General features: G+C 72.1%; 15 protein-coding genes. 14 read left to right on the top strand and 1 reads right to left on the bottom strand.

Annotation, left to right across the window (positions count from 1 at the left end; translation table 11 throughout):
* Nucleotides 1–48 precede the first annotated feature (48 nt).
* The 4 genes from QRN23_RS11520 (at nt 49) to QRN23_RS11505 (ending at nt 6,684) form a co-directional block, all read left to right on the top strand.
* On the top strand, nt 49–1,455 hold the full coding sequence (locus tag QRN23_RS11520; protein WP_173150992.1) for a DUF58 domain-containing protein: 1,407 nt from the start codon (nt 49–51) through the stop codon (nt 1,453–1,455).
* Entirely contained in the window at nt 1,452–3,824 is a 2,373-nt protein-coding gene (locus QRN23_RS11515) for a transglutaminaseTgpA domain-containing protein (RefSeq protein ID WP_285063602.1), read from the top strand. The genes QRN23_RS11520 and QRN23_RS11515 overlap by 4 nt, the downstream gene beginning before the upstream one ends.
* On the top strand, nt 3,824–5,728 hold the full coding sequence (locus QRN23_RS11510; RefSeq protein WP_285063601.1) for a zinc-ribbon domain-containing protein: 1,905 nt from the start codon (nt 3,824–3,826) through the stop codon (nt 5,726–5,728). Before QRN23_RS11515 ends, QRN23_RS11510 begins: the two co-directional genes overlap by 1 nt.
* A 95-nt stretch (nt 5,729–5,823) precedes the next feature.
* On the top strand, nt 5,824–6,684 hold the full coding sequence (locus QRN23_RS11505) for a hypothetical protein (RefSeq protein WP_277959086.1): 861 nt from the start codon (nt 5,824–5,826) through the stop codon (nt 6,682–6,684).
* Here QRN23_RS11505 and QRN23_RS11500 read toward each other — a convergent pair.
* Entirely contained in the window at nt 6,681–7,697 is a 1,017-nt protein-coding gene (locus tag QRN23_RS11500) for an asparaginase (protein ID WP_192123389.1), read from the bottom strand. The two genes, QRN23_RS11505 and QRN23_RS11500, sit on opposite strands and share 4 nt — an antisense overlap.
* Nucleotides 7,698–7,766: 69 nt before the next feature.
* Here QRN23_RS11500 and QRN23_RS11495 point away from each other — a divergent pair, with 69 nt between their 5' ends.
* From QRN23_RS11495 to QRN23_RS11450, 10 genes are all read left to right on the top strand, one after another.
* Nucleotides 7,767–8,258 carry an OsmC family protein gene (locus QRN23_RS11495; protein ID WP_056045857.1) on the top strand — a complete coding sequence of 164 codons (492 nt, stop codon included), beginning with the start codon at nt 7,767–7,769 and terminating at the stop codon, nt 8,256–8,258.
* A gap of 74 nt (nt 8,259–8,332) precedes the next feature.
* Complete coding sequence (locus tag QRN23_RS11490; protein ID WP_056045854.1) at nt 8,333–8,893, top strand: FKBP-type peptidyl-prolyl cis-trans isomerase; 561 nt, start codon at nt 8,333–8,335, stop codon at nt 8,891–8,893.
* A gap of 36 nt (nt 8,894–8,929) precedes the next feature.
* Complete coding sequence (locus QRN23_RS11485; RefSeq protein WP_192123393.1) at nt 8,930–9,943, top strand: FKBP-type peptidyl-prolyl cis-trans isomerase; 1,014 nt, start codon at nt 8,930–8,932, stop codon at nt 9,941–9,943.
* 74 nt (nt 9,944–10,017) lie between these two features.
* Nucleotides 10,018–11,094, top strand: a complete 1,077-nt coding sequence (gene dxr, locus QRN23_RS11480; RefSeq protein WP_123570223.1) for a 1-deoxy-D-xylulose-5-phosphate reductoisomerase — start codon at nt 10,018–10,020, stop codon at nt 11,092–11,094.
* A 158-nt stretch (nt 11,095–11,252) separates the two neighbouring features.
* Complete coding sequence (locus tag QRN23_RS11475; protein ID WP_199736192.1) at nt 11,253–12,584, top strand: M50 family metallopeptidase; 1,332 nt, start codon at nt 11,253–11,255, stop codon at nt 12,582–12,584.
* Between the two features lie 80 nt (nt 12,585–12,664).
* Entirely contained in the window at nt 12,665–13,813 is a 1,149-nt protein-coding gene (gene ispG / locus QRN23_RS11470; protein ID WP_171007237.1) for a flavodoxin-dependent (E)-4-hydroxy-3-methylbut-2-enyl-diphosphate synthase, read from the top strand.
* 230 nt (nt 13,814–14,043) lie between these two features.
* Complete coding sequence (locus QRN23_RS11465; protein WP_056045848.1) at nt 14,044–14,967, top strand: MetQ/NlpA family ABC transporter substrate-binding protein; 924 nt, start codon at nt 14,044–14,046, stop codon at nt 14,965–14,967.
* Between the two features lie 81 nt (nt 14,968–15,048).
* The gene (locus QRN23_RS11460; protein WP_285063600.1) at nt 15,049–16,110 is read left to right on the top strand and encodes a methionine ABC transporter ATP-binding protein; all 1,062 of its coding nucleotides are present in this window, start codon (nt 15,049–15,051) and stop codon (nt 16,108–16,110) included.
* Complete coding sequence (locus QRN23_RS11455; protein WP_056045843.1) at nt 16,110–16,769, top strand: methionine ABC transporter permease; 660 nt, start codon at nt 16,110–16,112, stop codon at nt 16,767–16,769. Before QRN23_RS11460 ends, QRN23_RS11455 begins: the two co-directional genes overlap by 1 nt.
* A gap of 55 nt (nt 16,770–16,824) precedes the next feature.
* Nucleotides 16,825–17,856 (top strand): AAA family ATPase, encoded by a 1,032-nt coding sequence (locus QRN23_RS11450; RefSeq protein WP_082460258.1) that lies wholly within the window; start codon nt 16,825–16,827, stop codon nt 17,854–17,856.
* The last annotated feature ends 2 nt before the right edge of the window (nt 17,857–17,858 follow it).

Raw genomic sequence — 17,858 nt, 5'->3', positions numbered from 1 at the left:
CGTCCTCGAGGCACCGACCGGGCCGCCCGGCCCGCGCCGGGGTCGACCGTGGACGGGTCCCGCGCCGGCCGGACACGACCGCGGGTCGGCACCCGCGGCGCCGACCAGCGATTCGATTCCGCGTTCTCGACGGGAACGCAAGGACTGACGAACGCCCGGACCCGGATCGTCGGCGACCGTACCGGCATCGGAGCGGACCTGCTCGTCCTGCTGGTCAGGACGACGCGTGGGGCTCGCCGTTCCGTCCGCCGGGCGTTCACCAGCGCCTCCTCGGTGGTCACGCCCTTCGGGTGGTCGATGCTCGTCGCCGCACCGGTCGGGCTGCTCGTCGGCTACCTGCTCGGCTGGACCGAGCTCGTGGTGGTCGGCTTCGCCGCGATCGTCCTGCTGCTCGTCGCAGGGCTCGCTCTCGTCGGACGGAACACCGTCCGCATCACGCTCGAGATCCCGCACGAGCGCGTGGCCGTCGGCGCCCCGGCGGCCGGCACCGTGCGGGTGCGCAACGCGAGCGCCCGCCGCATCCTCGGAGTGTCCGTCGAGGTCCCCGTCGGTCCGGGTCTCGCCGAGATCGGCCTGCCGAGCCTCCGATCGGGAGACGAGGTCGCCGAGTCGTTCGACCTGCCCACCACGCGACGCGGCGTCGTGGCCGTGGGTCCGGTCAGCACCGTGCGAGGCGACCCGGTCGGCCTCGCCCGACGCGAGATCGAGTGGACCGGCGTCACCGAGGTGTTCGTGCACCCTCGCACCATCGGCATCCCGAGCACGAGCACGGGTCTCATCCGTGACCTCGAGGGCAACCCGACGCGTGACCTCTCGCCCAGCGACATCTCGTTCCACGCCCTGCGCGAGTACCAGCCGGGCGACGAACGACGGAACATCCACTGGAAGTCGACCGCCAAGACTGGCACCTACATGGTGCGGCAGTTCGAGGAGAGCCGGCGCAGCCACCTGGTCATCGCCCTGAGCCTCGCGGCCGGTGACTTCGCCAACGACGACGAGTTCGAACTGGCCGTCAGCGTCGCGGGTTCTCTCGGTGCCCGCGCCATCCGTGACGCGCGTGAGGTCAGCGTCGTCGTCGGCGAGACCACCCCCGAGTTCGCCAAGCGGAAGAACCTCGAGATCCGCTCCCTGAGCACGCTGACCCGGAACCGCCTGCTCGACGAACTCGCGGTCGTCACGTCGGCGGAGTCGGCGCTGGCCATCACCGACGTCGCGCGGGTGGCGGGTGATCAGGTCGTGGGGATCTCGGTGGCGTTCCTCGTCGTCGGGTCCACGACGACGGTCACCGAGATGCGCGCCGCAGCCCTGCAGTTCCCCCTGGGGGTGGAGGCGGTGGCGATCGTGTGCGACCCCGAGACGGTCCCCGGCATGAGGCGCATCGCCGACCTCACCGTGCTGACCATCGGGTTCCTCGAGGACCTGCAGAAGTCGCTCGCCCGAACGGCGAGCGCATGAGCGTCGTCGACGGGGTCCGGACGCCCGCGGGGCCCGCGGCGCCTCCTCCGCGCGCACGGTCCCGCGCGCGGCCGTCACGACTGCGAGCCCCGTTCGTCGCCTGGGTCGTCGCGTTGTTCGCGGCCTCGCTCGGCGCCGCGACCGTGACCTTCTGGCCGGTGTACGAGAGCGCCGCCTTCGTCGTGCTCGTCGTCATCGCCTTCGCCGTCGGCGTGGTCATCGCGCTGGGCACGGCCGCCCTCCGGCTGTCGAGCGTGTGGGTGTTCGCGGCGACGATCGTGGCTTACCTGTTGCTCGGGGTGCCGCTCGCCGTGCCGTCGCAAGCCTTCGGCGGCGTGCTGCCCACGGGTCGGGGCCTCCTGACGTTGGTCTCGGCGACCGCTCTCGGCTGGAAGCAGCTCGTCACCATCGCCTTGCCGGTGGGCAGCTACGAGGCCCTGCTGGTGCCGGTCTTCGCGCTGGTCCTCGTCGGCACGGTCGTCGGCCTGTCCGTCGCGCTCCGCAGCCGACGCGGAGAACTCGCCGTCGTCGTTCCCGTCGTCGTCTGGATCGCGGCGATCGTGCTCGGTCCGGGCGAGGCCTGGTGGCCCCGCGTCACCGGTCTCGCCGTGTTGGTGACGGTGGTCGCCTGGGTCGTCTGGTGGCGCCTCCGTCGACGTCGCATCGCGCTCGGGGCCCTCACCACCCGTGCTGTCACGACGTCTGCCGGGCACCGCCCGGTGGCCGTCCGTGCCGTCGTCGGCGCGTTCGCCACGCTGGCCGTCGCAGGGACGGCCGCCACGGTCGCCGTCGCCGCGATCCCGCCGGTCACCGCGCGGACCGTGGCCCGCACGGTGGTCGAGCAACCGTTCGATCCGCGGGACCACGTCAGCCCGCTCAGCGGCTTCCGTGCGTACGAACAGGAGCCCACCGTCGACCAGGCGCTCCTCACGGTCTCTGGCCTCCGCGACGGTCAGCGACTGCGGGTGGCGACGCTCGACACCTACGACGGTGTCGTCTACAGCGTCGGCAGCGGCGAGGTCGACAGCGCCTCCGGGTTCTTCACCCGCGTGCCGTCCGACGTCGACCAATCCCGCGTCGACGGGCAGGCGACCGCGGTGGACGTCACGATCGGTGCCTACGACGACCTCTGGCTCCCCACCGTCGGCCGACTCGAGTCCGTCTCGTTCGGCGGACCCACGGCGGATGCCCGGCGGGACGCGTTCTTCTACAACGACTTCACGGGTACGGCGGCCGTCCTCGGCGGACTGCGACAGGGCGATTCGTACCGACTGGACGCGGTCGAGCCCCGCCAGCCCGGCGACGACGAACTCGACGCGCTCACACCGGGGACCGCCACCGTGCCGACGCCGCGGGACGTGCCGGACGAGCTCACCTCCTCGCTCGAGGAGGACGTCGCCGGGGTCCAGGGCCCCGGGGCGCGCCTCCGGGCAGCGCTGAGCGCCCTGCGCGAGGACGGGTACGTGAGCCACGGCGTCACCGCCGACGAACCCGTCAGCCGATCCGGGCACGGTGCGGACCGCATCGCCCAGCTCTTCACCGATCCCGTCATGATCGGCGACGCCGAGCAGTACGCGACGGCCGCCGCGCTCATGGCCGACCGGCTGGGGTTCCCGGCGAGGGTCGTCATGGGATTCGCCCCCGAGACGGACGGGGGCCCCGTCGACGTCACGGGGTCGAGCGTGACCGCCTGGATCGAGGTCGACACCGCCCAGTACGGCTGGGTGGCGCTCGACCCGAACCCGGCTGAACGTCCCATCCCCGAGGACCAGGTACAGGACCCGACGCAGATCTCCCGGCCCGAGTCCGTCGTCCAGCCCCCACCCCAGGATCCTCAGATGCGGGACGACCAGACGCCGCCGCAGTCCGAGCAGGACGATCCCGAGACCCCTCCGGCCTGGTTGGCCATTGTCCTGGCGGTCGTGCGGGTCGTCGGCTGGAGCGCCCTCGTCGCCGGTCTGCTCGCGGCCCCGTTCGTGACGGTCGTGGTCCTCAAGGCGCAGCGGCGTCGTCGCCGCCGGACGGCGACGAGTCCCTCCGACCGCATCAGCGGCGGCTGGCACGAGTTCCAGGACGCCGTGGTCGACCACGGCATCCGCACCCCGCCCGCGGCGACCCGGAGCGAGGTCGCCGCCGTCGTCGGTGGCTCGCGTCCCGCCGTGCTCGCCCGGGTGGCGGACCGTGCGGTGTTCTCGCCGAACCCGCCCGCGGAGTCCGACGCCGACCGCGTCTGGACGGCCGTCGCCGAGATGAGACACGCCCTCGGCGTCGGGCTCACGAGGCGGCAGCGGTTCGCCGCGGCGGTCTCGCTCCGATCTTTGCGTGGTTACCATGGGCGCACCCCTCCCGAGCGACAGAGGAACGACTGATGTACTGCCCCACCTGTGCCAGCCCCCTGCCCGTCGGCGCGATGTTCTGCGGCGAGTGCGGTCGGGCGGTCTCGAGCGCAGACCTCGCGGCCGCCCGCCGTCGGGCGGACGCCGCCGCCGAGCACGTCGACGCCACCAGTGCACCCGACCTGCCCGAGGCTCCTCCGCGTGCGACCTCGCACCCCCGCCGCAGCGATGCGCAACCCCCGTGGTGGGTGCGCGACCGTCAGGCCGACACCGGCGTGCCCGAGGTCGAGGTCGAGCCGACCCGTGTCGATCACGCGCGGTCCGAAGTGCCCGCGTCGGCTCCCGAGCCCCCGGTGTGGCCGGTCGACGATCGAACCGTCGTGTCCACGGGCGAGGACGACCGCCCGACGGCCTCCGAGGAGGCGCGGGCCGAGTCCCCGAGGACCCCTGACCCCGGCAACCCCGCCGTCTCCGGCGTCCCCGCCGTCCCCGCCGTCCCCGACGGCCCGGTCGGGGCCCTCGCGACGACGGCACCCGAGACGGTCGGATCGCCGACACCGCTCCGAGTGCCCTCCGAGCACCCCGACAACGGGCCCCGCCCCTCGTCCGCCCCGCTCTGGACGGCGTCGTTGACGCCTCTCGCATCGGACGAGTCCTCTCCCGACGTGGTGGCCGCCGTCGAACCCCCCTCCGCCGAGGCGTCCCACGGACGTCGAGACGACGACGGCGAGGTCCGGTCAGGCGAGGTCGAGACGTCCACCGCCCCTGACGGAACCCGGCCGGTCGAGAACGACCACACCGAGGGCGCGACCGACCCCGAGGCGACGGTGATGCGGGACGAGTCCGCTCCCTCGTCCGACTCCGCCTCCGAGGTCGTCCCCGGCGACCTGGTCGCGCCTCCTGCGGGCCCGCCGCCTCTCGTGCGGCCGACGGCCGACGGGCCGCGGGACGGCGACACCGCCCCGGTGGCCGCCCTCGGCCGTGACCTCCGCCCGCCCGTCCCGAGCGGGTCCCGGCCCGCTCTCCCCGACTCCGACCGCCCCGAGCCCGTACCGCTCGTCGGGCCCGCACCGCTCGTGGACCCCGTACCGCTCGTCGAACCGGGCTCCGCCGTCGTTCCCGAACGGTGCACGCACTGTGGCGCACCCATCGACGAGGACGACATCTTCTGCGGTGAATGCGGTGCGGTCGTGCAGTCGGTCGCCTTGTCGTTCACGGGCCCGGTCGTCCCGCTCCCGCCCGAGTGGCGACCCGACGGCGAGTCCGTCCTCCGCCGTCGTCCCGCCACACAGGACCGTGAGGGCGCCGGATCGGGCTCCGACGACGCCGGGACCTCTCCGGACGGCCCGGGCTCCGGCGACGACGTACCCGTCCGAGACGAGGCCGACGACCGGCAGGACGCCACGCCACGCCCGGCACCCGAACCGATCGACCACGTCCCGGGCTTCCGCGCCGAACGACCGGCGGCGACTCCGACGCCGAGCGTCGCCGACCTCCCCCCTGCTCCCACGTCGTCGTCGGCTCCGTCCTGGCGCCCGCGTCGGGTGCCCGTGGACCTGCCCGACGACGCCGACGTCGACGAGACCCGGATCGTCCGTCGTGGTGCACTCGGAACCGAGTACGTGCTGCAGTTCAGCACCGGTGAGAGCATCACGGTCGACGGGACCGGCCTCGTCGGCCGTGCACCGACGCCCCAGCCGGGGGAGCGCTTCGACCAGCTCGTCCGCATCGTCGATCCCGGCAAGTCCGTGTCGAAGACGCATCTGGAGTTCGGTCAGGAGGCCGGAGCCCTCTGGGTCAGCGACCGGTGGTCCGGCAACGGGACGGTCGTCCGTCCTCGTGACCTCCCGCCCCGCCGTGCCGATCCCGGAGTCCGCGTCCGCGTGACGCGTGGCACCCGGGTCGAGATCGGCGAGCAGTTCTTCGTCGTGGTCTGACCCACGGCTCCTCCCCACGCGGCAGGGTGGTCGGTCCTTCCCCCGACCCGACCACCCGGTACCCGCCGCGGCCGGTGCTCCGCTCCACTGGAGTCATGAACTCCTCGACCACCGCGGCGTCACCGGTCCTGCCGTCCCGCGTCCGGCTGCCGTCCGGGCCGGCCAGACCCCGCCCGACGGCGACGCCCGTGGCGGCGATGTCGACGGGTGCCGTCGTGTCCGCGTGCGGTGCTCTCGTCCCGTGGACCGCGCCGCCTGCCGTCCTCGGGCTCTCGCTCGCGACGGCTCTCGCGGTCCTCGTCGGCTGGGCCGTCGACCGTGTCGTCGGGGCGACGCTCACGGCACGGCGCGAACGGTCGAGGTTCCTGGCCGCCCTCGACGACGTCGACGAGGTCGTCGCGCGCCTCCGGGCGGTGCGGTCGCGTGAGCTGGCCGACTGGTACCCGACGGCCGATCGGCTCGACGAGTGCGACGTCGCACGTCGTCCGACCCGGGTGCTGGTGCTCGGGGTGGGTCGCGCCTCCAGCGGGCTCGTCCTCGAGGGGCGTCCCGAGGACGACCTCGAGCCGGGCGACCCGGTCGCCGAACGTCTGGCACGCCTCCGGGCCGAGGCGGCCACCCTCGACGAGGCTCCGCTGTGCGTGCCCCTCTCGTCGGCCGTGAGGGTCGTCGGTCCACCCGTGGTGGCCGAGGCCGTGGCGTCGGGCCTCCGCCGTCAGCTCCGGGCCGCAGGGGCATCGTCGGTCGACGCGGCCGCGGCGATCGACTGCGTGGTGGTCCGGGCGCCGACCTCGGGCGGGGCCCGGCCCGAGGCCGAGCCACCCCCGGTCGACACCGTCGTCGTGATCGGTCAGGACGGAGGAGCGACGGTCACCCTCAAGGACGGCCGGCCGTGCCGACAGAGCCTGCGGGTCGCCTTCGTGTCGGTGCTCGACGACGTCGCGCGGTGCGCCTAGCGGTCGACCCCGCTGCCCAGGCGGATGCGGCCCACCAGGCCGTCACCGCCGGTGACCTTCTCGAGCGTGCGCTCGACGACGCGAGCGGCGGCGGCGGCGTCGACGGCCCCCTCGTCGACCAGGAGGCGCAGCGCGACCAGGGTGCCGGCCCTCACGTTCCCGTCGAGCACCTTCACGGCCACCGCGACGCCGTCGGTCGTGCCCATCACCATGACGCCCTCGGCGCCGAGCTTGGCCAGCACGCCCAGCTCGTCGATCGTCACCGTGTTGGCTCGACCGGGGCCGTCGATCGCCCAGGCGTCGCCCAGGACGGCCTCGACGAGATGCGCGGCGTGGCCGTCGCGTCCCGGCCCGGTCGCGCCGACCGACCCGGTGATGCGCGCGATCGCCCGGGCCAGGCCGACCACGGTGGTCGCGATCACCGGGGCACCGCAGCCGTCGACGCCGGAGTGGTCAGCGGCCTCGCCGGTGAACTCGGCGACCGTCGCGCGCACCGCGGCCTGCAGGGGGTGGTCGGTGGCGACGTAGCGGGACGGGTCCCAGTCGTTCTCGGCACAGGCGAGGAGGAACGCGGCGTGCTTGCCCGAGCAGTTCATCGCGAGCCGGCGCGGCGCGGTGGCCTCGCGGGCGCTGGCCCGGTCACCGGGCCAGTCCGGCGGGCAGAGGAGGTCGTCCTCGGTGCTGCCCGACCGGCCGAGCAACGCCTCGACCACCTCGAGGTGGGCCGGCGTGCCCGCGTGGCTCGCCGTGGCCAGCACCGCCTGGGGACCGTCGAGGGAGACCCCCGACCGCAGCACCGTGAGCGCTTGCAACGGCTTGAGGCACGAGCGCGGGTAGATGGTCGCGTCGGCGTCCCCGATCCGACGCAGTTCGCGTCCGTCGGCGTCCACGACGACACCGGCTCCGAGGTGACGGCTCTCGTCCCAACCCGAGCGCTCGAGCACGGCCAGCTCGACGCTGGCCGAGGCGGTCAGGGGGTGACGGGAGGGCGCGGCGGGGCGGGGGTCGGTCATGATGGGGAGTGTACCGAGGCCCGCCACGCGACCACGTCGCACCGACGAGGGGCCCGAGAGGGAGGCAGCATGCTCGACCACGACTACGCCGTCGACGTCCGTTGGACGGGCGACCGGGGCGAGGGCACGACCTCGTACCGTTCGTACGGCCGCGACGCCACGATCGTCGCCACCGGCAAGCAGCACGACGTCCTGGCGTCCGCCGACCGCACCTTCCACGGTGACGCGGACCGCTGGAACCCCGAGGAGCTGCTGCTCGCCGCACTGGCGCAGTGCCACCTGCTCAGCTACCTGCACGTCGCCGCGGCCGCCGGGGTGGTCGTGGTCGCGTACGAGGACGCCGCCGTGGGACGGATGACCCAGACGCACGACGGCGGTGGTCGCTTCACCTCGGTGACCCTGCGGCCCCGGGTGACCGTCGCCGACGACGACATGGTCGAGCGCGCCCTCGAGCTGCACGCCGAGGCGAGCCGCAAGTGCTTCATCGCCGCGTCGGTCGCCTTCCCGGTCGGTCACGAGCCCACCGTCGTGGCGGTGTCCAGAGAAGCCGACCCGGCGTGAGGCAGAATGGCACGGCACCTCCGCCGCGCCGAGCCCCACGGCACGACCCCCGTCACCCCGACCGAGAGATCCCCATGCGCCGTTCCCTCGCCCTCCTGGCCGTCCCCGCCCTCCTCCTGTCGCTCGCGGCCTGTGCCGGTGACGCCGGCGGGTCCTCCGATGCGGCGACGCCGAGCAGCTCGTCGCAGGCGACCTCCGACGTCCCGTTGCGCGCCTCCGGCGAGCCCCAGGCCCCGCAGGACGGGTTCCCGACGGTCGAGCTCGACGCCGACGGCCGCCCGACGGTGACCGTCCCCGACGCGGACGCTCCGACCGAACTCGGTGTCGAGACCCTGATCAAGGGCGACGGAGCCACGGTCCAGGCCGGTGACACCGTCACCGTCCAGTACCAGGGCGTCATCTGGAACACCGGCGAGATCTTCGACGAGAGCTGGTCGCGCGGTGCACCGGCCACCTTCTCGACCGACCAGGTCATCACCGGCTTCGCGGACGGCATGGTCGGGCAGACCGTCGGATCGCAGACCGTCGTCGTCATCCCGCCGGCCGACGGTTACGGCGAGGCCGGCGCCCCGCAGGCCGGCATCTCGGGCACCGACACGCTCGTCTTCGTCATCGACATCCTCGCCGTCTCCTAGTCGACCGTCGCCGCCGACCCCCGAGACGACTCCCCGATGATCCGCACCGCGCCTCCTCGTCCGTCCGCCCGTGTCCGCCGTGGACGGTTCGCCGCCGTGGCGGCCGTTCCGCTCGTCGCCCTCGTGCTGAGCGGTTGTACGGGTGGTTCCGACCAGCCGTCTCCCACGGCGAGCGGCGCGACCGGCGACTGCAAGGCGCCGACGTCGGGGGCGCTGTCCGACGGCGTCGACGTCACGGGCGAGGTCGAGAGCAAGCCCGAGGTCGTCTTCGACACCCCGCTCGAGGTCCCGTCGACCCAGCGCACCACCCTGGTCGAGGGCAGCGGCGAGGTCGCCGGGCAGGGCGCCGTGGCCAACGTCCGCATCGCGGTCTACGACGCGACCACCGGGGCCGAGGTCACCTCGGCCGGTTTCGACGAGGGCCAGCAGCCCACGCAGCTCACGGTGAGCACCGACTACTACGTGCCGGGCATCGTCGACGCGATCGCCTGCGTGCCCTCGGGCAGCCGCACGGTGACCGTCGCCTCGGCGGCCGACATGACGACCGCGACCGCGGGGGAGCAGGCGGCCGCACCCACGCCCGTGGTGATCGTCGCGGACGTCGTCTCGATCGTGCCGACCAAGGCGACGGGCGAGGCCCAGCCCCCGAAGGACGGTTTCCCGACGGTCGAGCTCGCCGACGACGGTCGGCCCACCGTGACGATCCCGCCCGGCACCGAACCGCCGTCCGACCTGCAGATCGAGGTCCTGAAGAAGGGCGACGGCCCCGTCGTCCCCGACCCCGCGAACGTCACCGTCCAGTACCAGGGCGTGAACTGGACCACCGGCGAGGTCTTCGACCAGAGTTGGGGCAAGGGAACGCCGACACCGTTCTCGACCGACCAGGTCGTGCCCGGGTTCGCCAAGGCCATGATCGGTCAGACGGTCGGCTCGCAGGTCGTGGTGATCATCCCGCCCGCCGAGGGCTACGGCGAGGCCGGTCAACCGTCGGCCGGCATCGGGGGCACCGACACGCTCGTCTTCGTCATCGACATCCTCTCCGTCGCCTAGCCCCCGGTCCGTCCGACCACGGCTCGCCTCGCGGCGGTGGGCGGCCCCGACGACGCTCGCCCTAGGCTGATCCCATGCGTCGCATCACGATCCTCGGCTCCACCGGTTCGATCGGGGTCCAGGCCCTCGACGTCGTCCGGGCCCACCCCGACCTCTTCGAGGTCGTCGGCCTCTCCGCCGGTTCCGACCGCGAGGGCGTGGCCGCGCAGGCCGCCGAGTTCGGAGTCGAGCACACGGCGCTCGGCACCGACGAGTCGGTGCAGCTCGTCCGCGACGTCCGGGCCGACGTCGTCCTGAACGGCATCACGGGCTCGGTCGGCCTCGCGCCGACCCTCGCCGCCCTCGACTCGGGGGCGTCGCTCGCCCTGGCCAACAAGGAGAGCCTGATCGTCGGAGGCGATCTCGTGACGAAGCGCGCCGCCCCCGGCCAGATCGTGCCGGTCGACTCCGAGCACTCGGCGATCGCGCAGGCGCTGCGGTCGGGCTCCGACCGCGAGGTGCGTCGGCTCGTCCTGACGGCGTCGGGTGGGCCGTTCCGCGGTCGCACACGGGAATCGCTGGCCGACGTCACCCCGCGCGAAGCGCTCGCGCACCCCACCTGGGACATGGGCCTGGTGGTGACGACGAACTCGTCGACCCTCGTCAACAAGGGGCTCGAGGTGATCGAGGCGCACCTGCTCTTCGACGTCGACTACGACCACATCGACGTCACGGTGCACCCGCAGTCGATCGTCCACTCGATGGTCGAGTTCGTCGACGGCTCGACCATCGCCCAGGCCTCGCCTCCCGACATGCGCCTCCCGATCTCGCTCGGGCTCGCCTGGCCGGACCGCGTCGCGGGCGTGGGGGTCCCGCTCGACTGGACCCGCGCCTCCACCTGGACGTTCGAGCCCCTCGACGAACAGGCCTTCCCGGCCGTGCGACTCGCCAAGCAGGTCGGGCGCGCGGGGGGGACGTACCCGGCCGTCTTCAACGCGGCCAACGAGCAGGCCGTCCTGGCGTTCCACGCGGGACGCGTCGGGTACCTCGACATCCTCGACGTGGTCGAGGCCGTCGTCGACCGGCACACCGCGGGCGAGAGCAGCCTCGAGGGCGTGCTCGAGGCCGAACGCTGGGCCCGTGCCGAGGCGGACGCACTGCTGGCCCGCTGAGCCCGCCGCGCTCCTGGCCGGCTGAGCCCGCCGCGCTGCCGGCCCGTTGAGCGCCCGCAATGCCGATCCGCTGAGCCCGCCGCCCCAGTTCGGGGCTCCCAGCGTCGTCATGGCCCCGGCGCGGTGGACGTCCGGGCACGGGCGGCTACCCTTGCCCGGTGCAGACGATCCTCCTCTTCGTGCTCGGCGTCCTGGTCATGGTCGTCGGGTTGGCCGTGTCGATCGCCCTGCACGAGGTGGGCCACCTCGTGCCGGCGAAGAAGTTCGGCGTGAAGGTCGGCCAGTACATGATCGGCTTCGGGCCGACCGTCTTCTCGCGCAAGAAGGGCGAGACCGAGTACGGCGTCAAGGCCCTGCCGCTCGGCGGCTACATCTCGATGTCGGGCATGTTCCCCCCGGGAAGGACCGGGGGAGGCGCGCGCCAGTCGAGCACCGGCTTCTTCAACACCCTCGTGCAGGACGCACGGACGGCCAGCGCCGAGACCGTCGACGAGGGCGACGAGTCGCGCACCTTCTACCGCCTGCCCGTGTACAAGCGCGTCATCATCATGCTCGGCGGCCCGTTCATGAACCTGCTCATCGCGATCGCCCTGTTCGCGGTGCTGCTCTGCGGCTTCGGCGTCCAGCAGGCGAGCACGACGGTCGGCAGCGTCAGCACCTGCGTCCTGCCCGCCGGCTCCACCGAGACGAGCTGCCCCTCGGACGCGCCCGAGGCCCCGGCCTACGCCGCGGGCATGCTGAACGGCGACCGCATCGTGTCGATCGACGGGACGACCGTGACCGACGGCGACCAGATCACGGGCATCCTGCAGCGTTCTCCCGGCGACACCCTCGACGTCGTGGTCGACCGCGACGGCACGGAGCGCACGCTCCAGGTGACTCCGGCCCTGTCCGAGCGCTACGTGACGACGTCGAGCGGGGCCGTGGCGACGAACCCCGACGGCAGCTCGCAGACGCAGGAGGTCGGTTTCGTCGGCATCGGGTTCGCCTACGAGAAGGTGCGCGAGCCCGTGACGGCCGTGCTGCCGGCGGTCGGCGACAACATCTCGCACGTCGTCGGTGTCATCGTCACCCTGCCGCAGCGACTGGTCGGGGTGGCCCAGGCCGCCTTCGGCGGGGCCGAGCGCGACCCGAACGGACCGGTCAGCGTCGTCGGCGTCGGTCGCATGGCGGGCGAGATCGCCAGCCTCGACACGATCCCGGTGGTCGACCGCATCAGCACCCTCGTCGGGCTGCTCGCGAGCCTCAACGTCGCCCTCTTCGTGTTCAACCTGGTGCCGCTGATGCCGCTCGACGGCGGTCACGTGGCCGGGGCCCTGATCGAGGCGATCCGCCGCGGCTTCGCCAAGCTCCTCCGCCGGCCCGACCCGGGCCCGGTCGACACGGCCAAGGCCATCCCCGTGACCTTCGCCATCGTGATCCTGCTCGGCGGCATGACCGTCCTGCTCACCTACGCCGACATCGTGAACCCGATCGACATCTTCGGCTGACGTCCGGTCGCGAGCGACCCGTGACGCACCGGTCACGCGTCCGTCACTCGGCGTCCAGCGCCGAGGTTTACGATGACTCCGTGCCAGCAGTCAATCTCGGAATGCCGAAGGTCCCCGAAGTCCTCGCCCCGCGCCGCAAGACGCGGCAGATCAAGGTCGGCAAGGTGCTCGTGGGTGGCGACGCCCCCGTCAGCGTGCAGTCGATGACCACGACTCCGACCCCCAACATCAACGCCACCCTGCAGCAGATCGCCGAGCTCACGGCCAGCGGCTGCGACATCGTGCGCGTCGCCGTGCCGAGCCGTGACGACGCCGAGGCCCTTCCGATCATCGCGAAGAAGAGCCAGATCCCGGTCATCGCCGACATCCACTTCCAGCCCAACTACGTCTACCAGGCGATCGACGCCGGGTGCGCGGCGGTCCGGGTCAACCCCGGCAACATCCGCAAGTTCGACGACCAGGTCGGCAAGATCGCCGCCGCGGCGAAGGCCGCCGGCGTCTCGATCCGCATCGGCGTCAACGCCGGCTCGCTCGAGCCCAGCATCCTGCAGAAGTACGGCAAGGCCACCCCCGAGGCGCTCGTCGAGTCCGCCGTGTGGGAGGCCTCGCTCTTCGAGGAGCACGACTTCCACGACTTCAAGATCTCGGTCAAGCACAACGACCCGATCGTCATGGTCAAGGCGTACCGCCAGCTCGCCGAACGCGGCGACTGGCCCCTGCACCTCGGCGTGACCGAGGCCGGGCCCGAGTTCCAGGGCACGATCAAGTCGGCCACGGCCTTCGGCATCCTGCTGAGCGAGGGCATCGGCGACACCATCCGCGTCAGCCTCAGTGCCCCGCCCGCCCAAGAGGTCAAGGTCGGCCTGCAGATCCTGCAGTCGCTCAACCTGCGCGAGCGCAAGCTCGAGATCGTCAGCTGCCCGAGCTGCGGTCGCGCCCAGGTCGACGTCTACAAGCTGGCCAACGACGTCACCGACGGGCTCGAGGGCATGACCGTCCCGCTGCGCGTCGCCGTCATGGGTTGTGTCGTCAACGGTCCTGGCGAGGCCCGCGAGGCCGACCTCGGCGTCGCCTCGGGCAACGGCAAGGGTCAGATCTTCGTCAAGGGCGAGGTCATCAAGACCGTTCCCGAGTCCGAGATCGTCCAGACCCTCATCGACGAGGCGAACCGTCTCGCCGCCGAGATGCCCCCCGGCGAGCTGGGCTCGCCCGAGGTCGTCACCGTCTGATCGGGTCCCCCCCGGGGGCGACGCGACCCCCGTCAGGAGGCGCGGTGCGAGATCTCTCGCACCGCGCCTCCTTCGTGTGGTCGCGTCCGCGGCCGGGCCGACGGGGCCGTGTGTCGTCGTGTGACGCCCCGATGTGACGCGCCCCGGGGCGTCCGCCAGCATGGACGACGCACCGTGACGGCCCCGGCCCACCCCCGAGCGGTGCTCCCGCAGCGCCCCGAGAGGAACCCATGACCAGCAGCGCCCCCCTGATCGACGCCCCCAAGAAGGGCCCCGGTCGTCTGATCGCCGTCATCGTCGCGGTCGTCGTCGTGCTCGCCGCCGTCGGCATCGCGATCGGAGTCACCCGTGGCGGTGGCGACGACGAGACCGTCCGCATCGGCGTCGTGGGCGCGAGCGACCCGTACTGGGCCGACTTCGTGCAGGCCGCGGCCGACGAGGGCATCACGGTCGACCTCGTGGACTACTCGGACTACGAGCAGCCCAACCCCGCCCTCGCCGACGGCGAGATCGACCTGAACCAGTTCCAGCACATCGTCTACCTCGCGCAGTACGACGTGGCATCCGGCAACGACATCGTGCCGATCGGTTCGACGGCGATCTACCCCCTGCCCCTGTACTCGTCGAAGTACACCGAGCTGAGCGACTTCCAGGAGGGTGACACCATCGCGATCCCCGACGACTCGAGCAACCTGGCCCGCGCCCTGCTCGTCCTGCAGTCGAACGGCCTGGTCTCGCTGAAGGACGGCGGGACGATCTTCTCGGGCGTCAACGACGTCGACGAGTCGAAGTCGAAGGTGAAGGTCGCGACGGTGAGCGCCGACCTCGCCGCCACGTCACTGCCCGACTACGCCGGTGCGATCATCAACAACGACTTCGCGACGAAGGCCGGTCTGTCGACCGACGACGTCATCGCCCAGGACGACCCCAACGACCCCTCGTCGGTGCCCTACGCCAACGTCTTCGCCGCCCGGGCGGAAGACAAGGACGACGCCACCTACCAGAAGCTCGTCCAGATCTACCAGGACACCAAGGCCGTCACCGACGGCGTCGTCGACAACTCGGGTGGCACGGCGATCATCACGAAGATCCCCGCGAGCGACCTCGAGAAGTCGCTGACCGAGACCGAGAAGCTCGTCGAACAGAACGGCTGACCCACCAGGTCGCCACCCCGGCCCGGACCGCGCGCAGCATCCGCTCGCGGTCCGGGCCTCCGCCCGTGCCGAGGAGAACGCGTGCCCGCCATCACCCTGACCGACGTCGTCAAGACGTACCCGCCCCGTGAGAAGGGCGCCGCACCGCTGACCGCGGTCGACGGCGTCAGCCTCGAGATCGCCGAGGGCGAGATCTTCGGCATCATCGGCTACTCGGGCGCGGGGAAGAGCACCCTCGTCCGCCTCGTCAACGCCCTCGAGCCCACGACGAACGGGAGCATCCGCGTCGACGGCCGCGAGATCACCGGCCTCCGTGAGCGCGAACTGCGCTCGGTCCGGGCCGGCATCGGCATGATCTTCCAGCAGTTCAACCTGTTCTCGTCGAAGACGGTCTGGGGCAACGTCGAGTTCCCGCTCAAGGCGGCGGGGGTACCCAGGGACGAGCACCAGCGGCGGATCAGCGACCTGCTGCACTTCGTCGGCCTCGGCGACAAGGCCCACGCGCGGCCGGACCAGCTCTCGGGTGGTCAGAAGCAGCGCGTCGGCATCGCCCGCGCGCTCGCGACGAATCCCCGCATCCTGCTCGCCGACGAGGCGACGAGCGCCCTCGACCCCGAGACGACCAGCGAGGTGCTCGCCCTGCTCAAACGCGTCAACGCCGAGCTCGGCATCACCATCGTCGTGATCACCCACGAGATGGACGTCATCAAGTCGATCGCCGACCGGGTGGCCGTGATGGACTCCGGCCGCGTCGTCGAGACAGGCCCCACCTTCGAGGTGTTCTCCGACCCGAAGCAGGCGTCGACCAAACGGTTCGTCTCGACGGTCATCGCGGGCACGCCGCACGGTGACGAACTCGATGCGCTGCGGGCCCGCCACCCCGGCGTCCTGGTGTCGGTGCGCATCGCCGAGGGTGGCGTCGACCAGCGCGACGTCTTCGCGCTGCTCGCGCGTCACGGCCTGTCGTTCGAGATCGTCTTCGGCGGCGTGAACGACATCCAGGGACGCACGTTCGGCACCCTGACCCTCGCCGTGACCGGCGACGACGCGGCCGTCCGAGCGGCCGTCGCCGAGCTGGGCGACGACGCGACCGAACTGCCCACCTCGCCGACGACGTCGGTCCGACCCACGGAAGGACGCTGATGGACTCCCTGATCGAACTGCAGCCGATGCTGTGGCAGGCGGCCGTCGAGACCGTCTACATCGTCGCCCTGACCCTCCTCTTCGGCGGCATCGGCGGACTCCTGCTCGGCTTGGCGCTCTACCTGACGCGGGGCGGAGCCCTCTTCGCGAACCGCGTCGTCTACGGCGTGCTGAACGTGGTCGTCAACGTGTTCCGACCGATCCCGTTCATCATCTTCCTGGCCGCGGCCCAGCCGTTGGCGAGGTTCGTCATCGGGTCGGGCAGCGGCAACCCGGCCATCATCTTCACCCTGTCGCTCGCCGCGTCGTTCGCCATCTCGCGCATCGTGGAACAGAACCTGCTCACCGTGCAGCCGGGCGTCATCGAGGCCGCACGGGCGGCGGGGGCCGGCCCGGCCCGCATCATCGGAACGGTGCTGCTGCCGGAGGCGCTCGGACCGCTCGTCCTCGGCTACACGTTCATCTTCGTCGCGCTGGTCGACATGTCGGCGGTGGCCGGCTACATCGGCGGCGGCGGGCTCGGCAACTTCGCCCTGCTCTACGGCTACCGGCAGTTCGACCCGGTCGTGACCTGGGCCGCGGTGCTGCTGATCATCGTGCTGGTGCAGCTCGTCCAGTTCCTGGGCAACTGGCTGGCGAGGCGCGCGCTCCGGCGATGAGGCGCGGTGCCCGGGGGCACGGGAGCTGTCGGGGGACTGGTTTACAGTGGGGCGCGTGACCGACACCGCCACCGCCAGCCCGACCCCGCCGCCGGCTCCGGCCCCCGTGACGCCCGCCGAGCTCGAGCGGGCTCGGCAGATCGTCGGGGCGGTGTCGCAGGCGTTCGGCCGCAAGGTCGTGGGTCAGACCGCACTCCGCGACACCCTGCTCGTCGCCCTGATCACCGGCGGGCACGTCCTGCTCGAGAGCGTCCCGGGGTTGGCCAAGACGACCGCGGCACAGACCATCGCGCAGTCGATCGACGCGAGCTTCCGGCGCATCCAGTGCACGCCCGACCTCCTGCCGAGCGACATCACGGGCACCCAGATCTACGACGCCCAGAAATCGACCTTCGTCACCCAGCTCGGGCCGGTCCACTCGAACTTCGTCCTGCTCGACGAGATCAACCGGTCGAGCGCCAAGACCCAGAGCGCCATGCTCGAGGCGATGCAAGAGCGACAGACGACCATCGGGGGCACGGTCTACCGACTGCCGTCGCCCTTCCTCGTCCTGGCCACCCAGAACCCGATCGAGCAAGAGGGCACCTACCAACTGCCCGAGGCGCAGCTCGACCGCTTCCTGTTGAAAGAGATCCTCGACTACCCGACCCCCGCCGAGGAGGCCGAGATCATCCGGCGCATCGAGAGCGGCGTCTACGACGAGGCCGCCGCACCGTCCACGGGCGTCGGCCTGGCCGACGTCGTCTACCTGCAAGACCTGGCCAAGCGCGTCTACGTCGACGCGTCGATCGTCAACTACATCGTGCAGCTCATCTACGTCACGCGGCACCCGCAGCAGTACATCCCGGCGACCCTCGCCGACTACGTCGAGTTCGGGGCCAGCCCCCGGGCCAGCATCGCCTTCATGCAGGCGGCCCGTGCCCTCGCCCTGCTGCACGGGCGCGACTACGTCATCCCCGAAGACGTCAAGCACCTGCGCCACTCCGTGCTGCGACACCGCATGATCCTCAACTACGAGGCCACGGCCGACGAGGTCGCGCCCGAGACGATCATCGACGCCGTGTTCGGCGCCGTCCAGACCCCCTGACG

The sequence above is a fragment of the Frigoribacterium sp. ME-P-080 genome, assembly GCF_030209595.1.
Classification (GTDB): Bacteria; Actinomycetota; Actinomycetes; order Actinomycetales; family Microbacteriaceae; genus Frigoribacterium.
Note: the sequence above shows the minus strand (reverse complement) of the source record. Positions and strands in the feature narration are given on the sequence as shown.

Bases quoted from the DNA above. Each gene is read 5' to 3' on its own strand.
- QRN23_RS11490 (WP_056045854.1), top strand. From the start codon at position 8,333: ATGCGCCGTTCCCTCGCCCTCCTGGCCGTCCCCGCCCTCCTCCTGTCG.
- QRN23_RS11465 (WP_056045848.1), top strand. From the start codon at position 14,044: ATGACCAGCAGCGCCCCCCTGATCGACGCCCCCAAGAAGGGCCCCGGT.
- QRN23_RS11455 (WP_056045843.1), top strand. From the start codon at position 16,110: ATGGACTCCCTGATCGAACTGCAGCCGATGCTGTGGCAGGCGGCCGTC.
- QRN23_RS11500 (WP_192123389.1), bottom strand. From the start codon at position 7,697: ATGACCGACCCCCGCCCCGCCGCGCCCTCCCGTCACCCCCTGACCGCC.
- QRN23_RS11515 (WP_285063602.1), top strand. From the start codon at position 1,452: ATGAGCGTCGTCGACGGGGTCCGGACGCCCGCGGGGCCCGCGGCGCCT.
- QRN23_RS11510 (WP_285063601.1), top strand. From the start codon at position 3,824: ATGTACTGCCCCACCTGTGCCAGCCCCCTGCCCGTCGGCGCGATGTTC.
- QRN23_RS11495 (WP_056045857.1), top strand. From the start codon at position 7,767: ATGCTCGACCACGACTACGCCGTCGACGTCCGTTGGACGGGCGACCGG.
- QRN23_RS11505 (WP_277959086.1), top strand. From the start codon at position 5,824: ATGAACTCCTCGACCACCGCGGCGTCACCGGTCCTGCCGTCCCGCGTC.
- dxr (WP_123570223.1), top strand. From the start codon at position 10,018: ATGCGTCGCATCACGATCCTCGGCTCCACCGGTTCGATCGGGGTCCAG.
- QRN23_RS11485 (WP_192123393.1), top strand. From the start codon at position 8,930: ATGATCCGCACCGCGCCTCCTCGTCCGTCCGCCCGTGTCCGCCGTGGA.